We start from the raw sequence: 17,617 nt of genomic DNA on the forward strand, positions 1-17,617 counted from the left end.
GCTATTTCTGCTTACTTGAACTCGTTGCCGCAATGAAAACAATGGTGCCGCTTGCCCCGCACCGGGAAGCGCAGCAGCACCGAGAGCAGGCCCGACCACAGCCCGTAAGTATTGCGCGTGGCCGGCCCGTAGGCCACGTCCGACGACCCGCAGCGGGGGCAGCGCGGGGCCACAGGGTCGGGCGCGTCGGCAGCAAACGAGGCTTCGTCGGGTCCGGTGGCCAGGGGCACGGGCTCGGCGCGCAGAATTTCCAGGGCCGCTGCCGCGTCGCGCTGGCGCACGTGCAGCCGCACCCCGCCGGTAATGGGGCTGTAGAGCGGCATGAGGGCCACCAAGTTCTCGTTGCTCAAGAAGCACGGAATGCCCGCCGCCTCCAGCCGGGTACGGGCCAGGTTGGCCGCCATCGGCTCGTAGTATGATTCCAGGAAAACGACGGAGTCGGAAGTGGACATGCCGCGTAAGATAGGGCGGAGCGCGTAAAATTACCGCACGGGCTGCGTGGTAATCTGCTCGATTTCCTTGGCCGTGTGGCTGGCTTGCAGGGAAACGAATTCGGCCTGCCGCGCACGAATGCGCACTTCGTCGCGGGCCGGCAGGTCAAGGTGAATCTGCTTCACCTGGTCGTTTAGCCGCCGGTACACGGCCCGCGTGTAGTCCCACTGCCGGTCGGTCCAGGTGGCGCGCTGGGCGCGCACCGACCGCACGAACTGGGCGTAGGCGGCGGGCAGGTCGGCGGGGGTGAGGTTGTCCAACTGGCCGGAATAGGGCCCCATCAGCTCCTTTTCCATGGCAATTTCCTGGCGCGGGTCGAGGGGCCGGGCGCGGCGGGCGCGGTTGGCGGCGTCGTAGCGGGCCGTGGCCTTGCCCACGCGGGCCACCTTGCGGGCCGCGGCCCGGGCCAGGGTGTCCAGTTCGCGGACGCTTTCGCGGGCCACTTCCTGCCGCTCGCGGGGCGTCGAGTCGCAGCCGCCGAGCAGCAGGGCGGCGAGCAGCCACGGGCCGCAAGGGCTTTTCAATTTTGCTCCGAAAAGGTTAAGTCGTTGGCTCATGGCGTAAAGGCTGTTTGGTAATTCAGAAACCCCTGGGTAAACGTCCTGCCGAACGCCGCCGGGGCATCGGGCCAGTGTCGCCCCAGCCGTTCAACGAGGCGGGCGGGAGGCCCCGGCGGCGCTCGGCGCGACCGGCCGCTGAATTCCTGAACAGCTTCGGCAGAGAGGAGCCCCTAAAACCCGCCCCGGAGCGCCTTCTACGGCTGCGCCAGCCGAAAGGTCAGCGTCAGCTCGTATTCGACGGGCACGGCCTTGGCACCCAACTGGGCCGGTATCCACTCGTTGGGAACGGTCTTGGCCACGCGCAGCGCTTCCTGGTCGCAGCCGCCCCCAATGCCGCGCAGCACCCGGTGGGCCGCCGTGTGCCCCAGGGTGTCAACGACGAACCCCACGGTGACCTGGCCTTGAATCCGGCGTTCCTGCGCCTGTTCCGGGTACTGCAACTGCGTGGTGTAGGCCGCCAGCGCCGCATCGCCGCCGATGAACAGCGGCGGGCGGTCCACGGCGCGGCGCGTCCATTGGCCGGGGCTCACTTCAATGCTGTAGATGCTGTTGCTGACGGGCCGGTAGTACAGCAGCTCCTTCACCGAGTGGTCGTAGCGCTGCACCACTACTTTTTCCTGCGAAGGCGTAACGCCGTAGTATTCCCACACGCCCACCTTGGTGCGGCGGTCAAGCATGCCGCTTTCCCACTTGGTGGTGTGCATTTTTTGGGCGTTGGCGGTAAAAGCTAGCACCAGCAGCAAAAGCTGCCAACAGGTGTAGATGGTACTTTTCATGGGCGGGTGGGGTGTAGAAGACGGAAGGACAAGGGTTCGTTCGCTTTCGGACGGCTAATGTCGGGAAAGGTAATAAAATGTTCCTTTTCCTTCCTCTCATCACTCCAGCAGGCCGCCGTCTTCCAGCTGCTCGCGCAGGCTGAACTGCCGCTCCTGCAGGCCGGGCAGGTGCGGGCAAATTGCTGACAGCCGGCCCACTACCCGGAGCGCCCGCCGGTACTCGCCCAGTTGTTGGAAGATGCCCGCCTGGCCCCAAAGCGCCCCAAAATGGCGGGGTTCCCGGCGCAGAGTTTCTGCAATGTCGGCCAGGGAGGCCCGGTACTCGCCCCGCAGGTACCGGGCCGTGGCCCGCTTGTTCCACGCCTCGGTGACGTCGGGGTTAAGTAGAATTATTTGAGTAAAATGGGCGATGGCCAGCGTGTGGTCGCCGGCCTGCATGGCGCGCATGCCGGCTTCCAGCTCCTTGTCGAGGGCCGCGTCGCCGGTGCTGAGCCACAGCTGCCAGATGCCGTTTTGCAGGGCCTCAATTTCGGCCGGCGCGGTGGCCGTGCGCAACTGGGCAAACAGGTCGTCGAGCATTTTCAGTGAACAGTTAGCAGTGAACAGTGAGCAGTTGTGCGCGGAGCAAACACCAGCAGGGCGGGGCTGCTCATTGCTAACTGTTCACTGTACACTGATTTTAAAATAGCTCCTTGGCCACTTTGCGGATGCTCTCGGCCTTGCCCATGGAGTAGTAGTGCAGGCAGGGCACGCCGTGGGCCATGAGCTCGCGGCTCTGGTTCAAGCACCATTCGATGCCGATGGTGCGCACGGCGTCATTGTCGCGGCACTGGCTCACGGCTTCCACCAGCGTTTCGGGCAGGTTGAGGTAGAACGTGCGGGGCAGCATGGTGAGCTGGGCCTTGGTAGTGAGCGGCTTGAGGCCCGGAATGATGGGCACCGTGATGCCGGCGTCGCGGCACTGCTGCTCGAAGCGGAAGAATTCCTCGTTGTCGAAGAACATCTGGGTCACGATGTAATCGGCGCCGCGGTCCACCTTGTGGCGCAGGTAGCGGATGTCGGCGTTGTAGTTGGGCGCCTCGAAGTGCTTTTCGGGGTAGCCGGCCGTGCCGATGCAGAAGCTGGTGGCCCAGCTGTCGTCCTGCTCCTGGTCGAGGTACTCGCCCTTGTTGAGGTCGGCCACCTGCCCGATGAGGTCGCAGGCGTAGGCGTGGCCGTCGGGCTCGGCCTTGAACACGCCCTCCGATTTGATGGGGTCACCGCGCAGGGCCAGCACCGAGTCGATGCCCAGGAAGTGCAGGTCAATGAGGGCGTTTTCGGTTTCCTCCTTCGTGAAGCCGCCGCAGATGAGGTGGGGCACGGTGTCCACGTCGAAGCGGTTTTTGATGGCCGCGCAGATGCCCACCGTGCCGGGCCGGCGGCGCACGGTTTTCTTCTCCAGCAGCCCGTTGGGGTGGTGGCGGTACACGTACTCCTCGCGGTGGTAGGTCACGTCGATAAACGGCGGCTTGAATTCCATCAGCGGCTCAATGTTCGAAAAGAGCGTGTGGATGTTCTCGCCCTTTTTCGGCGGCAGCACTTCGAAGGAAAACAGGGTTTTGCCGGCGGCGCGGTCCAGGTGGTCGGTAACTTTCATGTAGTGAGCTGTGAGCTGATAGCTGCTGGCTATTTAGCTTTTGACAGTGTTTGGCTGGTGGTGGTGATAGATGGAACAGGCGCTGACAGCCAACAGCTATAGGCTAACAGCCGAAGCCACCGGTTCGTAGTTCAAATTTGGCATCAGCCAGCGCTCCAGCTCGGCGGTTTCCACGCCCTTGCGCCGGGCCATGTCGGCCACCTGGTCGAGGCCGATGCGGCCCAGGCCGAAGTAGCGCGAGTCGGGGTGGGCGTAGTACATGCCGCTCACCGACGAGGCCGGGTACATGGCCAGGTTTTCGGTGAGGACGATGCCGACTTTATTTTCCGCGTCGAGCAGCTGAAACAAGGTGATTTTCTCGGTGTGGTCGGGGCAGCCGGGGTAGCCAGGCGCCGGGCGCACGCCGCGGTACTTCTCCTGGATGAGGTCGTCGCCGGTGAGGTGCTCGTCGGGCGCGTAGCCCCAGAACTCGCGGCGCACCCGCTCGTGCAGGCGCTCGGCAAAGGCCTCGGCCAGGCGGTCGGCCAGGGCCTTCACCAGGATGCTGGAGTAGTCGTCGTGGTCGGCGTCGAACTGCTCCAGCAGTTTCTCAATGCCGATGCCGGCCGTCACGGCAAACCCGCCCAGGTAGTCGGCACGGCCGGTTTCTTTCGGGGCCAGGTAGTCCGAGAAGGCCACGTTGCGGATGCCCGGCCCTTTTTCGCCCTGCTGCCGCAGCGTGAAAAACTCGGTGGCCACCGTCTCGCGCGAGTCGTCCTCGTAGATTTCGATGGTGTCGTAATCCACGGTGTTCGCCGGCCAGAAGCCCAGCACGGCGCGGGCCGTAAGCAGCTTTTCGTCGATAATCTTTCGGAGCATGGCCTGAGCGTCCTCGAACAGCTTGGTGGCCGCCTCGCCCAGGGTTTCGTCGGTGAGGATGCGCGGGTAGCGGCCCTTCAGCTCCCAGGTGTGGAAGAACGGCGTCCAGTCGATGTATTCGGCCAGCTCGGCGAGGTCGTAGTTGTCCAGCACTTTGGTGCCGAGGAAGGTGGGCTTGGTGATGCTCGTCGTTTCCCAATCAGCTTGGAAGCCGTTGGCGCGGGCGGCCTCGATGGGCAGGTAGCTTTTGTCGCGCTGGCGGCTGGCATAATCGGCGCGCAGGGCAGCGTAGTCGGCGGCCACGGTTTCTGCGTAGGCGGCCTCGCCCGAGCCGAGCAGGCCGGCGGCCACGCCCACCGAGCGGGAGGCGTCGTTGACGTGGACCACGGCCCCGCCGGGGTAGGCGGGCGCAATTTTCACGGCCGTGTGCAGGCGCGAGGTGGTGGCCCCGCCGATGAGCAGCGGCACCTTCATGCCGCGCTTCTGCATGGCCTGGGCCACGTACACCATCTCGTCCAGGCTCGGCGTGATGAGCCCGGAGAGTCCGATAACGTCCACCTGCTGGCGCTGGGCTTCGTCCAGAATCCGCTCCAGCGGCACCATCACGCCCAGGTCCACGATGTCGAAGTTGTTGCAGGCCAGCACCACGCCCACGATGTTCTTGCCGATGTCGTGCACGTCGCCCTTCACGGTGGCCATCAGGATTTTGCCGGCCGTCTGGCGGTCGGCGCCGCGCTTGTCGGCCAGCAGGTACGGTTCGAGGTAGGCCACGGCCTTCTTCATCACGCGGGCCGATTTCACCACCTGCGGCAGGAACATTTTGCCGGCCCCGAACAGGTCGCCCACCACGTTCATGCCGGCCATCAGCGGGCCCTCAATCACGTCGAGCGGGCGGGCCAGCTCCTGGCGGGCGGCTTCGGTGTCCTCGTCGATGAATTCGGTGATGCCCTTCACCAGCGCGTGGGCCAGGCGCTCCTGCACCGGCAGGCTGCGCCAGGCGTCGGCCACCACGGCCACCTTGCCTTTTTGCTGCACGGTGTCGGCAAATTCGAGCAGGCGCTCGGTGGCGTCGGCGCGGCGGTTGAGCAGCACGTCTTCCACCAGGCCGAGCAGGTCCTTGGGCACTTCGTCGTACACCGCGAGCTGGTTGGGGTTCACGATGCCCATGTCCAGCCCCGCCCGAATGGCGTGGTAGAGGAAGGCCGCGTGCATGGTCTCGCGCACCGCCTCGTTGCCCCGGAACGAGAAGCTGATGTTCGAGACGCCGCCGCTGGTGAGCGCGCCCGGCAGCGTGGCCTTAATCCAGCGCACCGCCTCGATGAAGTCGACGGCGTAGTTGCGGTGCTCCTCCATGCCGGTGCCGACGATGAGGATGTTGGGGTCGAAGATGATGTCCGTCGGCGGGAAGTCGATGCTCATGAGCAGGTCGTAGCTGCGCTGGCAGATTTCCTGGCGGCGCGCCAGCGTGTCGGCCTGGCCGTCCTCGTCAAACGCCATCACCACCACGGCGGCGCCGTACTGGCGCACGGTGCGGGCCCGCTGCAAAAACAGCTCCGGCCCTTCCTTCAGCGAAATCGAGTTGACGATGCTCTTGCCCTGCACGCACTTCAGGCCGGCTTCCAGCACGCTCCACTTCGAGGAGTCTATCATCACCGGCACCCGCGCGATGTCGGGCTCCGAGGCGATGAGGTGCAGAAACGTCGTCATGGCCTGCTCCGAGTCGAGCATCCCCTCGTCCATGTTGATGTCGAGGACCTGGGCGCCCTCTTCCACCTGGGTGCGGGCCACGGCCAGGGCTTCCTCGTAGGCGCCCGTGCGGATGAGTCGGGCGAAGGCGCGCGAGCCGGTCACGTTGCAGCGCTCCCCCACGTTCACAAAGAGCGTGTCGGGGCCTATGTTGAATGGTTCGAGGCCGGACAGGCGCGTGGTGTGGGCCGGGGGGATGAGGCCAACTTCCTAGGCTTGTAACGCCGCGCCAGCTTACTCAATTCCGCAATGTGCTGGGGCGTGGTGCCGCAGCAGCCGCCCACCACCGTCACGATGCCCTCCTGCAGGTATTCTTCCACCAGCGCCGCGAACTCCTCGGCCGACTCGTCGTAGCCGCCGAAGGCGTTGGGCAGGCCGGCGTTGGGGTAGGCCGAGATGTGCACGTTGGAAATGCGGCTCAGCTCCTCCACGTACGGCTTGAGCTGGTTGGCCCCGAGGGCGCAGTTCAGGCCCACGCTCAGCAGCGGCAGGTGGCTGATGGAGTTCCAGAACGCCCCCACCGTCTGGCCCGAGAGCGTGCGGCCCGAGGCGTCGGTGATGGTGCCCGAAATCATGAGCGGCACCTGCCGGCCGCCTTCGTCGAAGAACTTCTGCACCGCGTAAATCGCGGCCTTGGCGTTCAGCGTGTCGAAGATGGTTTCGATGAGCAGGGTATCCACGCCGCCGTCCACCAGGCCGCGGACCTGCTCCAGGTAGGCGGTGGCCAACTCGTCGAAGGTCACGGCGCGGTAGCCGGGCCGGTTCACGTCGGGCGAGAGCGAGGCGGTGCGGTTGGTGGGCCCCACGGCGCCGGCCACGAAGCGCGGCTGCTCGGGCGTGGAGTACTCGTCGGCCGCCTCGCGGGCCAGGCGCGCCGACTCGTAGTTCAGCTCGTACGCCACGTGCTCCAGGCCGTAGTCGGCCTGCGCGATGGTGGTGCCCGAAAAAGTATTGGTTTCCACCATGTCGGCCCCGGCCGCGAAGTACTCGGCGTGGATGCCCTTGATGAGGTCGGGCCGCGTGAGGCTCAGCAGGTCGTTGTTGCCGCGCAGGGGCTTGGGGTGGTCGGCGAAGCGGGCACCGCGGAAGTCTTCCTCGGTCAGCGGGTGGCGCTGAATCATGGTGCCCATCGCGCCGTCGAGTATCAGCAGGCGCTGGCGCAGGATTTCGGGAAGGGGAGACGGGGCGGCGAGGGTGGCTGTGGACATTTCTTTCGGGGGGGTTAACGGGCCAATAAGCGCGTATCCAGAAAGAAACCCGTACGGCGAGGTACGGTTCCGGCTGACATCTTCTTTCACCAATAAATGCGGTGAAACGGGAGGTGGCACCTACTCGCGGTAGGTTGCCAAGACGTCTTCGGGCCCGGTCCCTCGGTCTTTCTGGATAGCAGCGCAGGGCGAAGATACGACGCAACGGCAAAAAGTGTTTCCGCGGTTCAACCGGGCCGCAAAAACGAAGCCCTGGCCCGCGTTCCATTTGGTGCGGGCCGGGGCCGGTTCATTTTTAACTGAAGCAATGGCTAGTCCTTCTTTTTGGTGCCTGCCTGCTCGTAGCCTTTCCAGCAGGGGTCTTTCTTGGCGGAGCTGCTTGCTTTTTTCGTCGGCATGATTTCAAGAAACAACGTAAGAAAGTAACCGGCGGCCCACGCGCCGGGACTATCTTCGGCCTCCAGCCACTGGCACCGCGGCCCGATAACCTGTACGCCGCCCAAAAGGAGGGGTTTTAGCAACCCCACGAAATCACGCGTAACTACGGCTTCTCCGCCGGGCGCAGAAGTGCCGCGCCGCCACCTGGCGCAACCCGCGGGCCAGCTCACTCGGCATCGAAGAGCAGGACGGGCGACTTGACCAGCTCGACTTGCTGGCGGTCGTTCTTGAGGAAGAGGCGGGCCTTTTCCACGCGCTCGTCCGTCTCGACGTAAAGCGTAAGCGGCAGGGCCGGGTTCGCCGCGTGCAGGCTTTGGAAGGCGGCCAGCGTCTCGGCCTCGTCGAAGGCCCGCACCTGGATTTGGCGCCGGCGCCCGTAGCCAGCATCGACCAGTAGGAGCAGGTTGCTTGGCGCGGGCCGGAGGGCCGGGTGGAGCAGGGCCTGGGCGCGGGCCGGGGCCGCCTCCGGGGCGAGCGGGTGGTTGTCGACCTGGGCGTCGACGCCGCGCAGGCCGTAGTCGTAGAGCTTCAGGGGCCGGCTGAAAGCCACTTGCCAGGGGTAGGTTTTCAGGTAGGCGTCCCACTGGCGGGTATTGAGCGCGCCGGTGCGGATTTGTTCCTGCACGGCGGGCGGCAGCTTGGCTCGTTCTTGCTGAATCATGCGCGGGCGGTTGGCCGCGGAGTTGAAGCGCTTGAAGTCAAAGTCGATTTCGCGCCCTTCGTAGCGGCCAATCAGGACTTGGTTGCGGCCCGAGAGCCAGACGACGACCACGCCCTTGGGCAGCAGGCACACGGTGAGTTCGTTGTAAGTGTCGTGTTTTTTTTCAAAGGTGTTCCAGAAGCCTTGTTTGAGCAGGTCGTAAATGCGCCGCTGGGGCAGCAGGAAGTGGCCCTCGTAGAACTTGTCCTCGGGGTAGGAGAACCAGCGCACCTCCAAGCTGTCCGGGGCCGGGGACATGCCGTCGCCGCTCACGTAGGTGGTGGAAGAACTGCCCCAGTCGCCCTCCAGGAAGCTGGGCGAGACAACAAAGCTCTTGCCGTCGGAGGTGAGGAAGCGGCCCTCGACCACTTCCATGGGATAGCCCTCGGCGGCGGCGGGGCCGGCCGTGAGGGCAAATTGCTCGGTTTGGTAAGGCTCCACGGGGCGGCAAGTGGAAAAGGTGAGCAGGCAGAGTCCGGTCGCAAGTGAACCAATGAGGGAAGGCCGGAACAAGCGGCGGAAAGGCAGGGGCATGGGCGGGGAGGAAAAAGAAACGTTAGCCGGGCAGCACCAGCCGGTGGGGCAGGCCGTCCTGGAGGCGGTACTCCATGCCGAGCCGGTCGCTCCACGACAGGTGCAGATAGCGCTGGCGCAGCCACTGGTAGGCGGCCGCGGGCAGGGCCGGCAGCACCGGCTCGGCGGGCCGCTGGGCAAACTGGGCCAGGGCGTGGGCTTCGAGCTGGGCCTTGGCGGCGAAGAGCGGGTGGGCGGCGTCGATGATGTAGCGGATGCCGCGCTCGTCGTCCTGGTTGGGGCTGCCGAACTGCAGCCCGCTCTGGGCCGCCGCGGCCAGCTTGAGCATGATGGACAAGGCCACGTACTGGTACGTGTTGGGCACCCGGCGGGTGCCGATGGGGTAGGCCGGGGCGTCGCCCTGGCGCCAGTGGCGCAGGTGCTCGGGGGCGTACCAGCCGCGGGCGTGGAAGAAGGCAAACACGCGGGGCCGCTTCGCGTAGCTGTGCTCCTCGGGCACCGTCTGGGCGTAGCCGCCGCCGACGTCGGAGTGGGCGCCGGGCAGGCGCAGCTCGAAACCTTTCTTGCGCTGCAGGGCGCTGGCGATGGTGGTGCCGGAGAAGTTCATCCGGTACTCGTCGGCGGCGGCCAGGTGCACGACTTGGCCCAGGGTGGGGTCGTCCAGGGTCAAGTGCAGTTCGGGCACGTCGTTGCGGAACTCCTTATCGCCGTTCTGATAATGGTGTATGGCCTTGACCTTGTAAGTGTCATCGACGGGGTCGCTCGGAACGTATTCGCCCGTCTCGTCAAAGGAAGATACGGAGTCGAAGAGTCCCACGAACTTGATGTTGACAACGTCGGGCTTAACGCCTAACGCCTGGCACAGACTGTTGAGCCGCCCCCGTGAGTCCGCCCGTCGGGCGCAGAAATGCCGCGCCGCTGCTGCGCCCCGACTAAAGCCAAACGCGTAAACCGTCAGTTCTTCTAAATATTCGAATCTATTTTCTTGGCCGTATTTTCCTTTTATTTTTTCGGTGAGTCTACTAATACCTTCATTTACCCGTTTCACTACCCCAGTGGTTCCTGCCCCAAAGGCCCCTCCCGCCGTGTTGTCAGGGCCATCATCGCTGGTGCCAATGCCCTCCATATATAGAGATACTATACGTTCGCCGGGCACCTTCTTCTTGTGCATGAAGTAGAGGATGGCCACGTTGGAGTAGTACTGCTCATAGCTGGCCCAGTCGTCGGCGTTGAAGCGGTGCCGTTGGTACGAGGAGTCCTTGAGCCGCTTGGTGATGTTGTTCTGGTTGTTACCCGTGCCGTCGAAAAAGATGGCGGCTTTAACTTTGACGCCCACTTTGCCGGGGCCGGGTTCGGGCTCCTTGCCCACCACAGCCTTGCCGATGCCCGGCGGCGAGCTTTGCGCCATGCGGTGGAAGGGAGTGTTCATGGCTAGTCGTTGGGGGTGGTCGTATCGGTGGCGGTTTCGTCGTCCTCGTCCTCGTCGGGCAGGCCCAGCAGGGGGGCTGTGCCCAGCAGGGTGGTGCGGCTTTGCTCCAGCCCAGCGGGCGGCGGCGGGCCGGGCGCGGCAATTTGCAGCGTACTCAAGAGGCTCACCACCCCGCCCACGGCGCAGCGGATGGTGCTTTTTTCGAGCAGCGGGTGGCAGCCGTCGGCCATCACCGTCACCAGCTCGAACGGCTTTTCCCAGACCAGCAGGGCCGGCACGCAGGGCTGGTTGTTTTTGAGGGCGCAGGTGCCGAAGGGCGCGAACGTTTTGTCGAGGGTGGTGGCGACGAGCTTGCTTTGCAGCCACACGCTCTGGTTGCTGGTCACTTGCAGCGGCACCGGCAGCGTGCCCTTGTCGCAGCGGCAGGGCGCGCCGCCGCACACGAATTCCTGGCCTTCCTGGCTCATAGCGGTAGAATGGGCGTAACAGTGAGGTGATATTCTTTGCAATATAGGTCCCGGTAGGCGCAGCGCACCGTCAATTCCACGGCGGTTGGCAGGCCGGTGCTCAGGGCAAAATCGTGGGTGGCCGCGTAGGTGCGGCGCACCTCGGCGGGGGCCACGGCGATGCCCAGCGCGGCGGCCACGCGGGCGGCCGCGGCCGCCCCGTCGGCGTCGGGGCCGGCCGGGTCGGGCGCGCCGGTCAGGTGCAGCCGGGCGCGGTCGGGGGCCGCCGGGTCGGGGGGCGCCAGGCGCAGGGTTTCGAGAAAGCACAGCCCCAGCCCGTCGAAGAACTGCGGAAACGCCCGGGGGGCCGTGTACGGCTGCCCGGCGTCGAACGCCTGCGCGTAGAAGTTGCCCGGCAGAGCGGCGTAGAGGTAGTCGAGGGCCAGCGAGGGCCACAGGCCGGCGGGCCGGGCCAGCCGCCGGGCCACGGCGGTTTCCAGCCCGTCGAGCAGCGCGCTCGGGGTTGGGTAGCGCTGCCGCAGCGCCTGCCGCAGGCGCGGCCACCCCGCCCGGATGTCGGCGTGGTTCACCAAGGCCAGCAGCGCGCCGGTCGGGGCCAGGTCGAACACCAAATCAGCGTAAAGCCCCCCCACCAACAGACCGATTTCGTCGAATGCCGTGGGGTCGGGCGTGTCCAGGCCCAAGGCTTCGGTGCGCAGGGCCAGCCGCCAGCCGCCCGGGTGGGCGGCCACCCGCAGGCCCACGGTACGAGCCAGCCGGCTGCGCTGCCGGTCGCCGGCCACGAATTCGGTCCATTCCGTGCAAACGGCGTAGCGCGCTTCGGCGGGGATGGGCCGCAGCGCCAGCGTCAGGCGGTGGGAAAGGCCGGCGGCCGGTCGGGGGTGGGGCGCGGCGGCCCACAAGGGGGCGCCGGCACGGGGTGTGTGGAGCACAGAGGCAAGCGGGTAGATGCGCGGAAGAGAAGAAGGGCGGCCCCGGGGGCTAGGCCTGCGGCAGCCGGTCACGTCGCGCGCACACTGGCGGGCCTGCTTGGCCTCGAAGCGCTGGAACAGGATTTCGGTTGGTGGGCGGGAGCGCACGCTTGCCCAGGTCGGCAGCCAAGGGCAGAGCTTCTTGGAGCAGGGCCGTGACAATGCTGGCGTCGCCGGCTTTGTTAAAGCTGGTGCGGTTGAAGCCGACGCGGCCGGCCAGGTTCGGGTCGGGGTTGGTGGCGCTGGCGGCGTGGGCCTGCCGGGCGGCCAGGCGGGCGCCCAAGGCCTTGAGCTGCGTTTTGGCGCCGGCTTTCTGCCGGGTGGCGTCGTCCTGGGTTTCGGCCAGCACGGCGTCGTCCCGGTTGGCGGCGTGCTCGGTGCGTGGGGGCGCGGTTTCGGCCTCCAGGGGCTGGTAATTGTTCTGGTCGGTCAGCAGGCTGGCCGCGGTGGCGGTGCCGCGCGCGCGCAGCGCGTTGCAACGATTGTTGTCCATATTGCAGTGGGTAGATAGTAGCCTTCAAACATAAACATTTTTCCACGCCCGGCCGGGCTGACCACCGGCCGGCTTTAGGCAAAGGCCGGCTTCACGCCGGCCACGTTGTCGAGGTGGGCCGCCGCAAGCGCGTGCGTGGTTCCGAACAAGTAGGATTTCCGGGGCAGGCCCTGGCCCGATACCTCCCAGAGCAAGGCGTTGTTGGCGGAGGTCAGGACGGGGCAACGAGGCGGCGGTTGAGAAGCATGCGCCTGGGCCGGTGCGGGAAGGCCAGCACCGGACCGCCCCAGCAGGGCGAGCAGAAACCAAAGAATTTTCACGGGAATGGGGGGCAAGGGTGAAAGACAAAAGGCAAAGCGGTGCCCGGCACCAGCAACGAGCCGGCGGTGGAGGCAGGAAACACGATTTTGAGGAAGGAATTCGGAGGGGCAGTATCCATGCGGGCGTGGACCTTGGGCTCAGGCGAGCGGCCATTCAGGGCTCACCAGTCAGGTCGCGCTGGCTGGCTTCGAGCCGGGCCATGAGGGCCCCGCACTGGCGGCTCACCACGAACCGCCGCAGGCGCCGGCCCAGCAGCAGCACCCCGAGCGTGCAGGCCCCGATGATGCCCAGCACCTGCGGGTCGCCCAGCAGCCGGGCGGCGCTCCAGCCATAGTAGGAGAGCGTGGCGAGCAGGCTGCCCAGGAACACCACCGGCGCAGCATACGCCACCAGCGCCACCTGAAACGCGTTGATGGCCCGCACCAGCCCCAGCGTAGCGCCAATGGCCTCGGCGGTTTGCCGCGACAGGTCGGGCGGACGGAAGCGGCGAAACTGCACGGTCAAGTACCCCAGCTGCACCGCGCAGTAGAGCAGAATCAACCCCACCGAAAACAGGTACTGCGGGTTGCCCGGCTGCAGGAACAGGAAGGCCACTGTCGCCGCCGTCAGGCCCACCACGAAGCCGTACTGGCGGCGGTAGGCCCGCAGCAGCCGGGCCACGTCGTGCTGCGAGCGGCGGCGCAGCTCGGCGCGCAGGTCGGGCGCGGCGTACGAAAACTCGGACGCATCCCAGTTTTTGGCGTTCCAGGCGTCGGTCAGTGCCATAGTTGTTCTACGCGGTGGCGGAGGCGGTGGAGGCGGGTGCGCAGGGCGCCGGGGCGCAGGCCCAGCGCCGCGCCGATTTCTTCGGGGCTGTAGCCGTCCATGGTCATCACCAGCAGGGTGCGGTCCACGGCGCTGAAGCGCCGCAGCACGTATTGCAGCCGGTCGTCGGCTTCGAACGGGGCGGTGGGGGCGGGCGGGCCGTCGGCGTCGGGGGGCAGGTCGGCAGCGGCGTGCTTTTTGGTGCGCTGCAGCGAGGTCAGGGCCACGTTCAGGCCGATGCGGTAGAGCCAGGTGGAGAAGCGGGCCGCGCCCTGGAAGCGCGGGTACGCCCGCCAGGCCTGCAGCAGGATTTCCTGGCGCAGGTCCTGGCGGTCCTCGGCCACGTCGGCGTACAGGTACACCAGCTTGTTTAGCAGGCCCTGGTGCGCCTGGACCCGCCGGATAAATTCCCGTTCCTGCTCCTGTGCCTGCATCGGCCCGAATATCGGCTACGCCAGCCCGCGGCGGGCCAGCTCCTGGCCGGTGGCGCGGGTCTTTTTTAGGTAGTCGTCGAGGGTGGTGATGATGCCGGCGGTGGTCAGGGCAATGGGGTAGAGCCCCGAGACGCCGGCCATTACGATGACGAGCAGCATCAGGCCGGCCACCACGGCCACCATTTCGCGGGCCTTGCGCCGCCGCCGCCGCAGCTGCTCGTCAGAAAGGGCATCAAGGGAAAGGGCGGCCTCGGCGCGGCACGCGGCGGAAGGAGTGAGCCAGGTTTTCATGGGCTTGCTGATTTTTGCCTCGTTAGTCAGCTGCGCCGCCGATTTGTTACAGCACCCGGCGCTTTTTTAAGTTGTCAGGCAGTAGTTGTCAGTTGTTAGTTCCTTGGTAAATACCTGACGAAAACGAAAGACTAACAACTGACAACTCGTTTACTTTTGGACGACTACTTAGAACCTATCCGAAAAATACTTGTGCTGCTGAAAGCCCGTCATGCTGAGCGCAGCCGAAGCATCTCGCCCGCTTCGTCCGAATTGCCGCAACAAAGCGGGCGAGATGCTTCAGCTGCGCTCAGCATGACGTTCAATTCATTTTTCGGAGAAGTTCTTAACCCCCGTTGCAGCCTACCAAACGGTAGCCCCCGCGGGGCGACATGCCGGTAGTACTGGCCGGAAAAACGGGTTTCTGAGCCCCCGTGGGGCGACACTTATTGGCGCAAGTGTCGTCCCACGGGGGCGTAACAAACCCGCACATATTGGTTTTATTGCCCACATGCCGCCCCGCGGGGGCTACCGTTCGGTAGGCCGCAACGGGGGTTGCTTGGCAAGTGCCCCAATCTGCCGCCCTCGATTCCGTCGCCTTTGCCAGCGCCCCCGGCTCGGGCCCTTTAAGCACCCGGTCGTTAGTGCCAGATTCCGCACCTGGCGCCCGTCCGATTTCCGTAATTTTGCGCCGGCAGCCCTCACAGCCCCCACGCCGGCCACACGCCGCCCGCCGCGAACACCGGCGGCTCCGGCGGCAGCTCCAGAAACGCGTCAGCCCCCAGCAGCGCGGCCAAATCGCCGGAGCCGCCCACGCGCAGCGGCGTGGCCAGGCGGCGCCCTTCCGCGTCCACCGTCAGGCGCACGGGCACGAAATGGGTCAGTTGCGGCTTGAAATGGATGTCGACGGTGAGCATGGCCGGCAGCGGGGTTTCTGGCGTGGCGGCAGAAGCTTCGGCTGCGGCGGGCTGCTGCACGGCGCGCAGCCAGGGCCGCACGTAGCGGCAAGCCGTGAGGAACGTCGACACCGGGTTGCCGGGCAGCCCAAACACCACCGGCCCTTCCGCCCGCGCGCCGAACCACAGGGGCTTGCCGGGGCGCTGGTTTACCTCGTGGAAAATTTCCTGCACGTGCAGCTCGCGCAGCAGGCCGGGCAGGTGGTCGGCGCGGCCCTTGCTCACGGCCCCGCTCAGCACCACCGCATCGAAGCCCGCGCCGAGGATGTTCGTCAGGCCCCGGCGCAGGGCGTCCACGTCGTCGGTGAGGTGAAACAGCGACCCGTCGGCCCCGGCCTGGGCAAATAAGGCTTGGAGCGCGTACGCATTGGAGCGCCGAATCTGGTGCGGCAGGGGCGTTTCGTTGATGCCCACCAACTCGTCGCCGGTGCTGACCACGGCCACCCGGGCGGCGCGGACCACTGCGATTTCGGCGGCGCCCACGGTGGCGGCCACGGCCAGCTCGGCGGGGCCCAGGCGGGTGCCGGGGCGCAGCAGCACGTCGCCCCGGCGGCGGTCGGCGGCCTGGCGGTGGACGTTGGCGCCGGGCGCGGCGGGCGGCGGAATCTGCATGGTGGCGCAGTTGTCGGCCAGCACAATATCCTCGTAGCGCACCACCACGTCGGCGCCGGGGGGCAGCACGGCGCCGGTCATCACCTCCACGGCGGCCAGGGGGTTTCGCAGCGGCCGGGGCGGGGCGCCGGCGTACTGCGTGTGCTCAACGACGAATGCCGTTTGGCCGGCGGCCCAGGCGGCGTGGGCCACCGCGATGCCGTCCATGGCCACCCGGTCGAAGGGCGGAAAGTCGCGGTCGGCGGTGAGGGTTTCGGCCAAAATACGGCCGGCAGCTTGGGGCAGCGGCACGGTTTCGGGCGGGAGCGGGCGGGCGGTGGCCAGCACGCGGGCGAAAGCTTCGGCGACGGAGAGCATGGGGGTAGTTGTCAGTTGCTAGTTGTCAGTTGACAGGCGGAAATTGCGCACGAATGCGGTTGCAACCGCCCGGAAGGTAACGCACGTCCACCGCGGACGCCGTAATTTCAACCAAACATGGCCTGTTGCCACCTGTTCACCGACAACTAACAACTAACAACTGACAACTGACAACTGACAACTAAAATGGCTTTCACCCACGTCAACGCCGCCAACGAGCCCACCATGGTGGACGTGGGCGCCAAAGCCCCCACCCGCCGCCTGGCCCGCGCCCGGTGCCGCGTGGTGCTGGGCCCCGAGCTGCTGGGCCGCGTGCAGGCCGGCGAGATGCCCTCGCACAAGGGCCCGGTCATTCACACGGCCATTTTGGCGGGCATCATGGGGGCCAAGCGCACGGCGGAGCTCATTCCGCTCTGCCACCCGCTGGGGCTCGATGATTGCCGGGTCTCCATCGTCCCCGACGGCCCCGACGCCCTGCGCGTGGAGTGCACCGCCGTGGTCACGGGCCGCACCGGCGTGGAAATGGAGGCCCTGACCGGCGCCACCGTGGCCGCCCTCACCATCTACGACATGTGCAAGGCCTTCTCGCACGACATCACCATCGAAGGCGTGCAACTGGTAGAGAAAACCGGCGGCAAGCGCGACTTTCTGCGCGCGTAAGGGTTTACACAATGCCAACAGGTGCTTGCGGCTCGTGTCGGCGGCATTGGCCATATTTCACAACTGCATTTTGAAAGCAACTACTTTCCTTGTGTGGGGCGCCGGCCTGCTGGCGGGTGCCTGCACCGGCAGCGAGGGACCGGCCCGCCAACAGGTGAGCGCCGCGCCGCTGAGCACGGCAGTCCGGGTCGACAGTATGCGCTACGTCGACGCCGCCCGCTCCCGCCCCATTCCCGTGGTGACCTACGCCCCGGCGGCGAGGGGCGCCGCGAAGCCGACTCCCGGCGCTAGCCTGAAAGTGGCGCTGCTCAACCACGGCTACGGGGAGCGCAACACGGCGTATTCGTTTTTGGCGCGCAACCTGGTGGCGCACGGCTATTTCGTGGTCAGCTTGCAGCACGAACTGCCCGGCGACGCGCCCATCGCCACGACGGGCAACCTGGCCGAGGCCCGCCGCCCGAGCTGGGAGCAAGGGGTGAAGAGCATGGTGTTCGTGCTGCAACAGCTGCGCCAGGCCCACCCGGAGTTTGACTACCGCCGAACGCTGCTCGTGGGCCACTCCCACGGGGGCGACATGGTGATGCTCTGCGCCCGCGAGCACCCCGACCTGGCCTGGCGGGTTATCTCCCTGGACAACCGCCGGATGCCGCTGCCGCGGGTGCGCCGCCCGCGGCTGCTCTCGCTGCGGTCGAGCGACCAGCGGGCCGACGACGGGGTCCTGCCCACGCTGGTCGAGCAAACGAAGTACCGAATACGAATTGTCCAGCTCACGACCACCCGGCACAACGACATGTGGGACGGAGCCACCGCGGAGCAAAAGCGGGAAATGAACACCGTCATTTCCCGATTCATCGCCGAGTAACCGGCCGGCCGGCCGCCGCGGTGCCGCGCGGCC

20 protein-coding genes and 1 riboswitch are annotated in these 17,617 nt (G+C 66.4%); of the genes, 2 read left to right on the plus strand and 18 right to left on the minus strand.

What is annotated here, in order from left to right:
• Positions 1 to 11 precede the first annotated feature (11 nt).
• From RMO51_RS11725 to RMO51_RS11810, 18 genes are all read right to left on the minus strand, one after another.
• Positions 12 to 452 (minus strand): DUF2007 domain-containing protein, encoded by a 441-nt coding sequence (locus RMO51_RS11725; protein WP_310394833.1) that lies wholly within the window; start codon positions 450 to 452, stop codon positions 12 to 14.
• 30 nt (positions 453 to 482) lie between these two features.
• Positions 483 to 1,016, minus strand: coding sequence for a hypothetical protein (locus RMO51_RS11730; RefSeq protein ID WP_310394834.1), 534 nt, complete (start codon positions 1,014 to 1,016; stop codon positions 483 to 485).
• 230 nt (positions 1,017 to 1,246) lie between these two features.
• A complete protein-coding gene (locus tag RMO51_RS11735) occupies positions 1,247 to 1,828 on the minus strand; it encodes an energy transducer TonB (protein WP_310394836.1) in 582 nt (193 codons plus the stop codon).
• Positions 1,829 to 1,927: 99 nt separating this feature from the next.
• A complete protein-coding gene (locus tag RMO51_RS11740; RefSeq protein WP_310394838.1) occupies positions 1,928 to 2,407 on the minus strand; it encodes a tetratricopeptide repeat protein in 480 nt (159 codons plus the stop codon).
• A gap of 100 nt (positions 2,408 to 2,507) precedes the next feature.
• Positions 2,508 to 3,464 carry a methylenetetrahydrofolate reductase [NAD(P)H] gene (gene metF / locus RMO51_RS11745; RefSeq protein ID WP_310394839.1) on the minus strand — a complete coding sequence of 319 codons (957 nt, stop codon included), beginning with the start codon at positions 3,462 to 3,464 and terminating at the stop codon, positions 2,508 to 2,510.
• 96 nt (positions 3,465 to 3,560) lie between these two features.
• A complete protein-coding gene (gene metH, locus RMO51_RS11750; protein ID WP_310394840.1) occupies positions 3,561 to 6,197 on the minus strand; it encodes a methionine synthase in 2,637 nt (878 codons plus the stop codon).
• Between the two features lie 17 nt (positions 6,198 to 6,214).
• Entirely contained in the window at positions 6,215 to 7,276 is a 1,062-nt protein-coding gene (locus RMO51_RS11755) for a homocysteine S-methyltransferase family protein (RefSeq protein ID WP_310394841.1), read from the minus strand.
• Between the two features lie 73 nt (positions 7,277 to 7,349).
• Positions 7,350 to 7,458: riboswitch (SAM riboswitch) on the minus strand.
• A gap of 129 nt (positions 7,459 to 7,587) precedes the next feature.
• Positions 7,588 to 7,797 (minus strand): hypothetical protein, encoded by a 210-nt coding sequence (locus tag RMO51_RS11760; RefSeq protein WP_310394843.1) that lies wholly within the window; start codon positions 7,795 to 7,797, stop codon positions 7,588 to 7,590.
• Positions 7,798 to 7,880: 83 nt separating this feature from the next.
• Positions 7,881 to 8,948 (minus strand): DUF2931 family protein, encoded by a 1,068-nt coding sequence (locus tag RMO51_RS11765; protein WP_310394844.1) that lies wholly within the window; start codon positions 8,946 to 8,948, stop codon positions 7,881 to 7,883.
• A gap of 22 nt (positions 8,949 to 8,970) precedes the next feature.
• On the minus strand, positions 8,971 to 10,377 hold the full coding sequence (locus RMO51_RS11770) for a phospholipase effector Tle1 domain-containing protein (RefSeq protein WP_310394846.1): 1,407 nt from the start codon (positions 10,375 to 10,377) through the stop codon (positions 8,971 to 8,973).
• Positions 10,378 to 10,379: 2 nt separating this feature from the next.
• A complete protein-coding gene (locus tag RMO51_RS11775; protein WP_310394848.1) occupies positions 10,380 to 10,844 on the minus strand; it encodes a DUF4280 domain-containing protein in 465 nt (154 codons plus the stop codon).
• The gene (locus tag RMO51_RS11780) at positions 10,841 to 11,776 is read right to left on the minus strand and encodes a hypothetical protein (protein WP_310394849.1); all 936 of its coding nucleotides are present in this window, start codon (positions 11,774 to 11,776) and stop codon (positions 10,841 to 10,843) included. Before RMO51_RS11780 ends, RMO51_RS11775 begins: the two co-directional genes overlap by 4 nt.
• Before the next feature lie 49 nt (positions 11,777 to 11,825).
• Complete coding sequence (locus RMO51_RS11785; RefSeq protein WP_310394851.1) at positions 11,826 to 12,308, minus strand: hypothetical protein; 483 nt, start codon at positions 12,306 to 12,308, stop codon at positions 11,826 to 11,828.
• Positions 12,309 to 12,382: 74 nt separating this feature from the next.
• Entirely contained in the window at positions 12,383 to 12,628 is a 246-nt protein-coding gene (locus tag RMO51_RS11790) for a hypothetical protein (RefSeq protein WP_310394852.1), read from the minus strand.
• A 154-nt stretch (positions 12,629 to 12,782) separates the two neighbouring features.
• On the minus strand, positions 12,783 to 13,394 hold the full coding sequence (locus tag RMO51_RS11795) for a hypothetical protein (protein ID WP_310394854.1): 612 nt from the start codon (positions 13,392 to 13,394) through the stop codon (positions 12,783 to 12,785).
• Positions 13,385 to 13,867, minus strand: coding sequence for an RNA polymerase sigma factor (locus RMO51_RS11800; RefSeq protein ID WP_310394856.1), 483 nt, complete (start codon positions 13,865 to 13,867; stop codon positions 13,385 to 13,387). Before RMO51_RS11800 ends, RMO51_RS11795 begins: the two co-directional genes overlap by 10 nt.
• 15 nt (positions 13,868 to 13,882) lie before the next feature.
• A complete protein-coding gene (locus tag RMO51_RS11805) occupies positions 13,883 to 14,158 on the minus strand; it encodes a hypothetical protein (RefSeq protein ID WP_310394857.1) in 276 nt (91 codons plus the stop codon).
• A gap of 680 nt (positions 14,159 to 14,838) precedes the next feature.
• A complete protein-coding gene (locus RMO51_RS11810; protein WP_310394859.1) occupies positions 14,839 to 16,062 on the minus strand; it encodes a molybdopterin molybdotransferase MoeA in 1,224 nt (407 codons plus the stop codon).
• Between the two features lie 186 nt (positions 16,063 to 16,248).
• Between RMO51_RS11810 and moaC the strand changes: the two genes are divergently transcribed.
• On the plus strand, positions 16,249 to 16,722 hold the full coding sequence (gene moaC / locus RMO51_RS11815; protein ID WP_310394861.1) for a cyclic pyranopterin monophosphate synthase MoaC: 474 nt from the start codon (positions 16,249 to 16,251) through the stop codon (positions 16,720 to 16,722).
• A 70-nt stretch (positions 16,723 to 16,792) separates the two neighbouring features.
• Positions 16,793 to 17,584 (plus strand): serine aminopeptidase domain-containing protein, encoded by a 792-nt coding sequence (locus RMO51_RS11820; RefSeq protein WP_310394862.1) that lies wholly within the window; start codon positions 16,793 to 16,795, stop codon positions 17,582 to 17,584.
• Positions 17,585 to 17,617: the final 33 nt, after the last annotated feature.

Origin of the sequence: Hymenobacter sp., assembly GCF_031398885.1 — a bacterium.
GTDB lineage: Bacteria > Bacteroidota > Bacteroidia > Cytophagales > Hymenobacteraceae > Hymenobacter.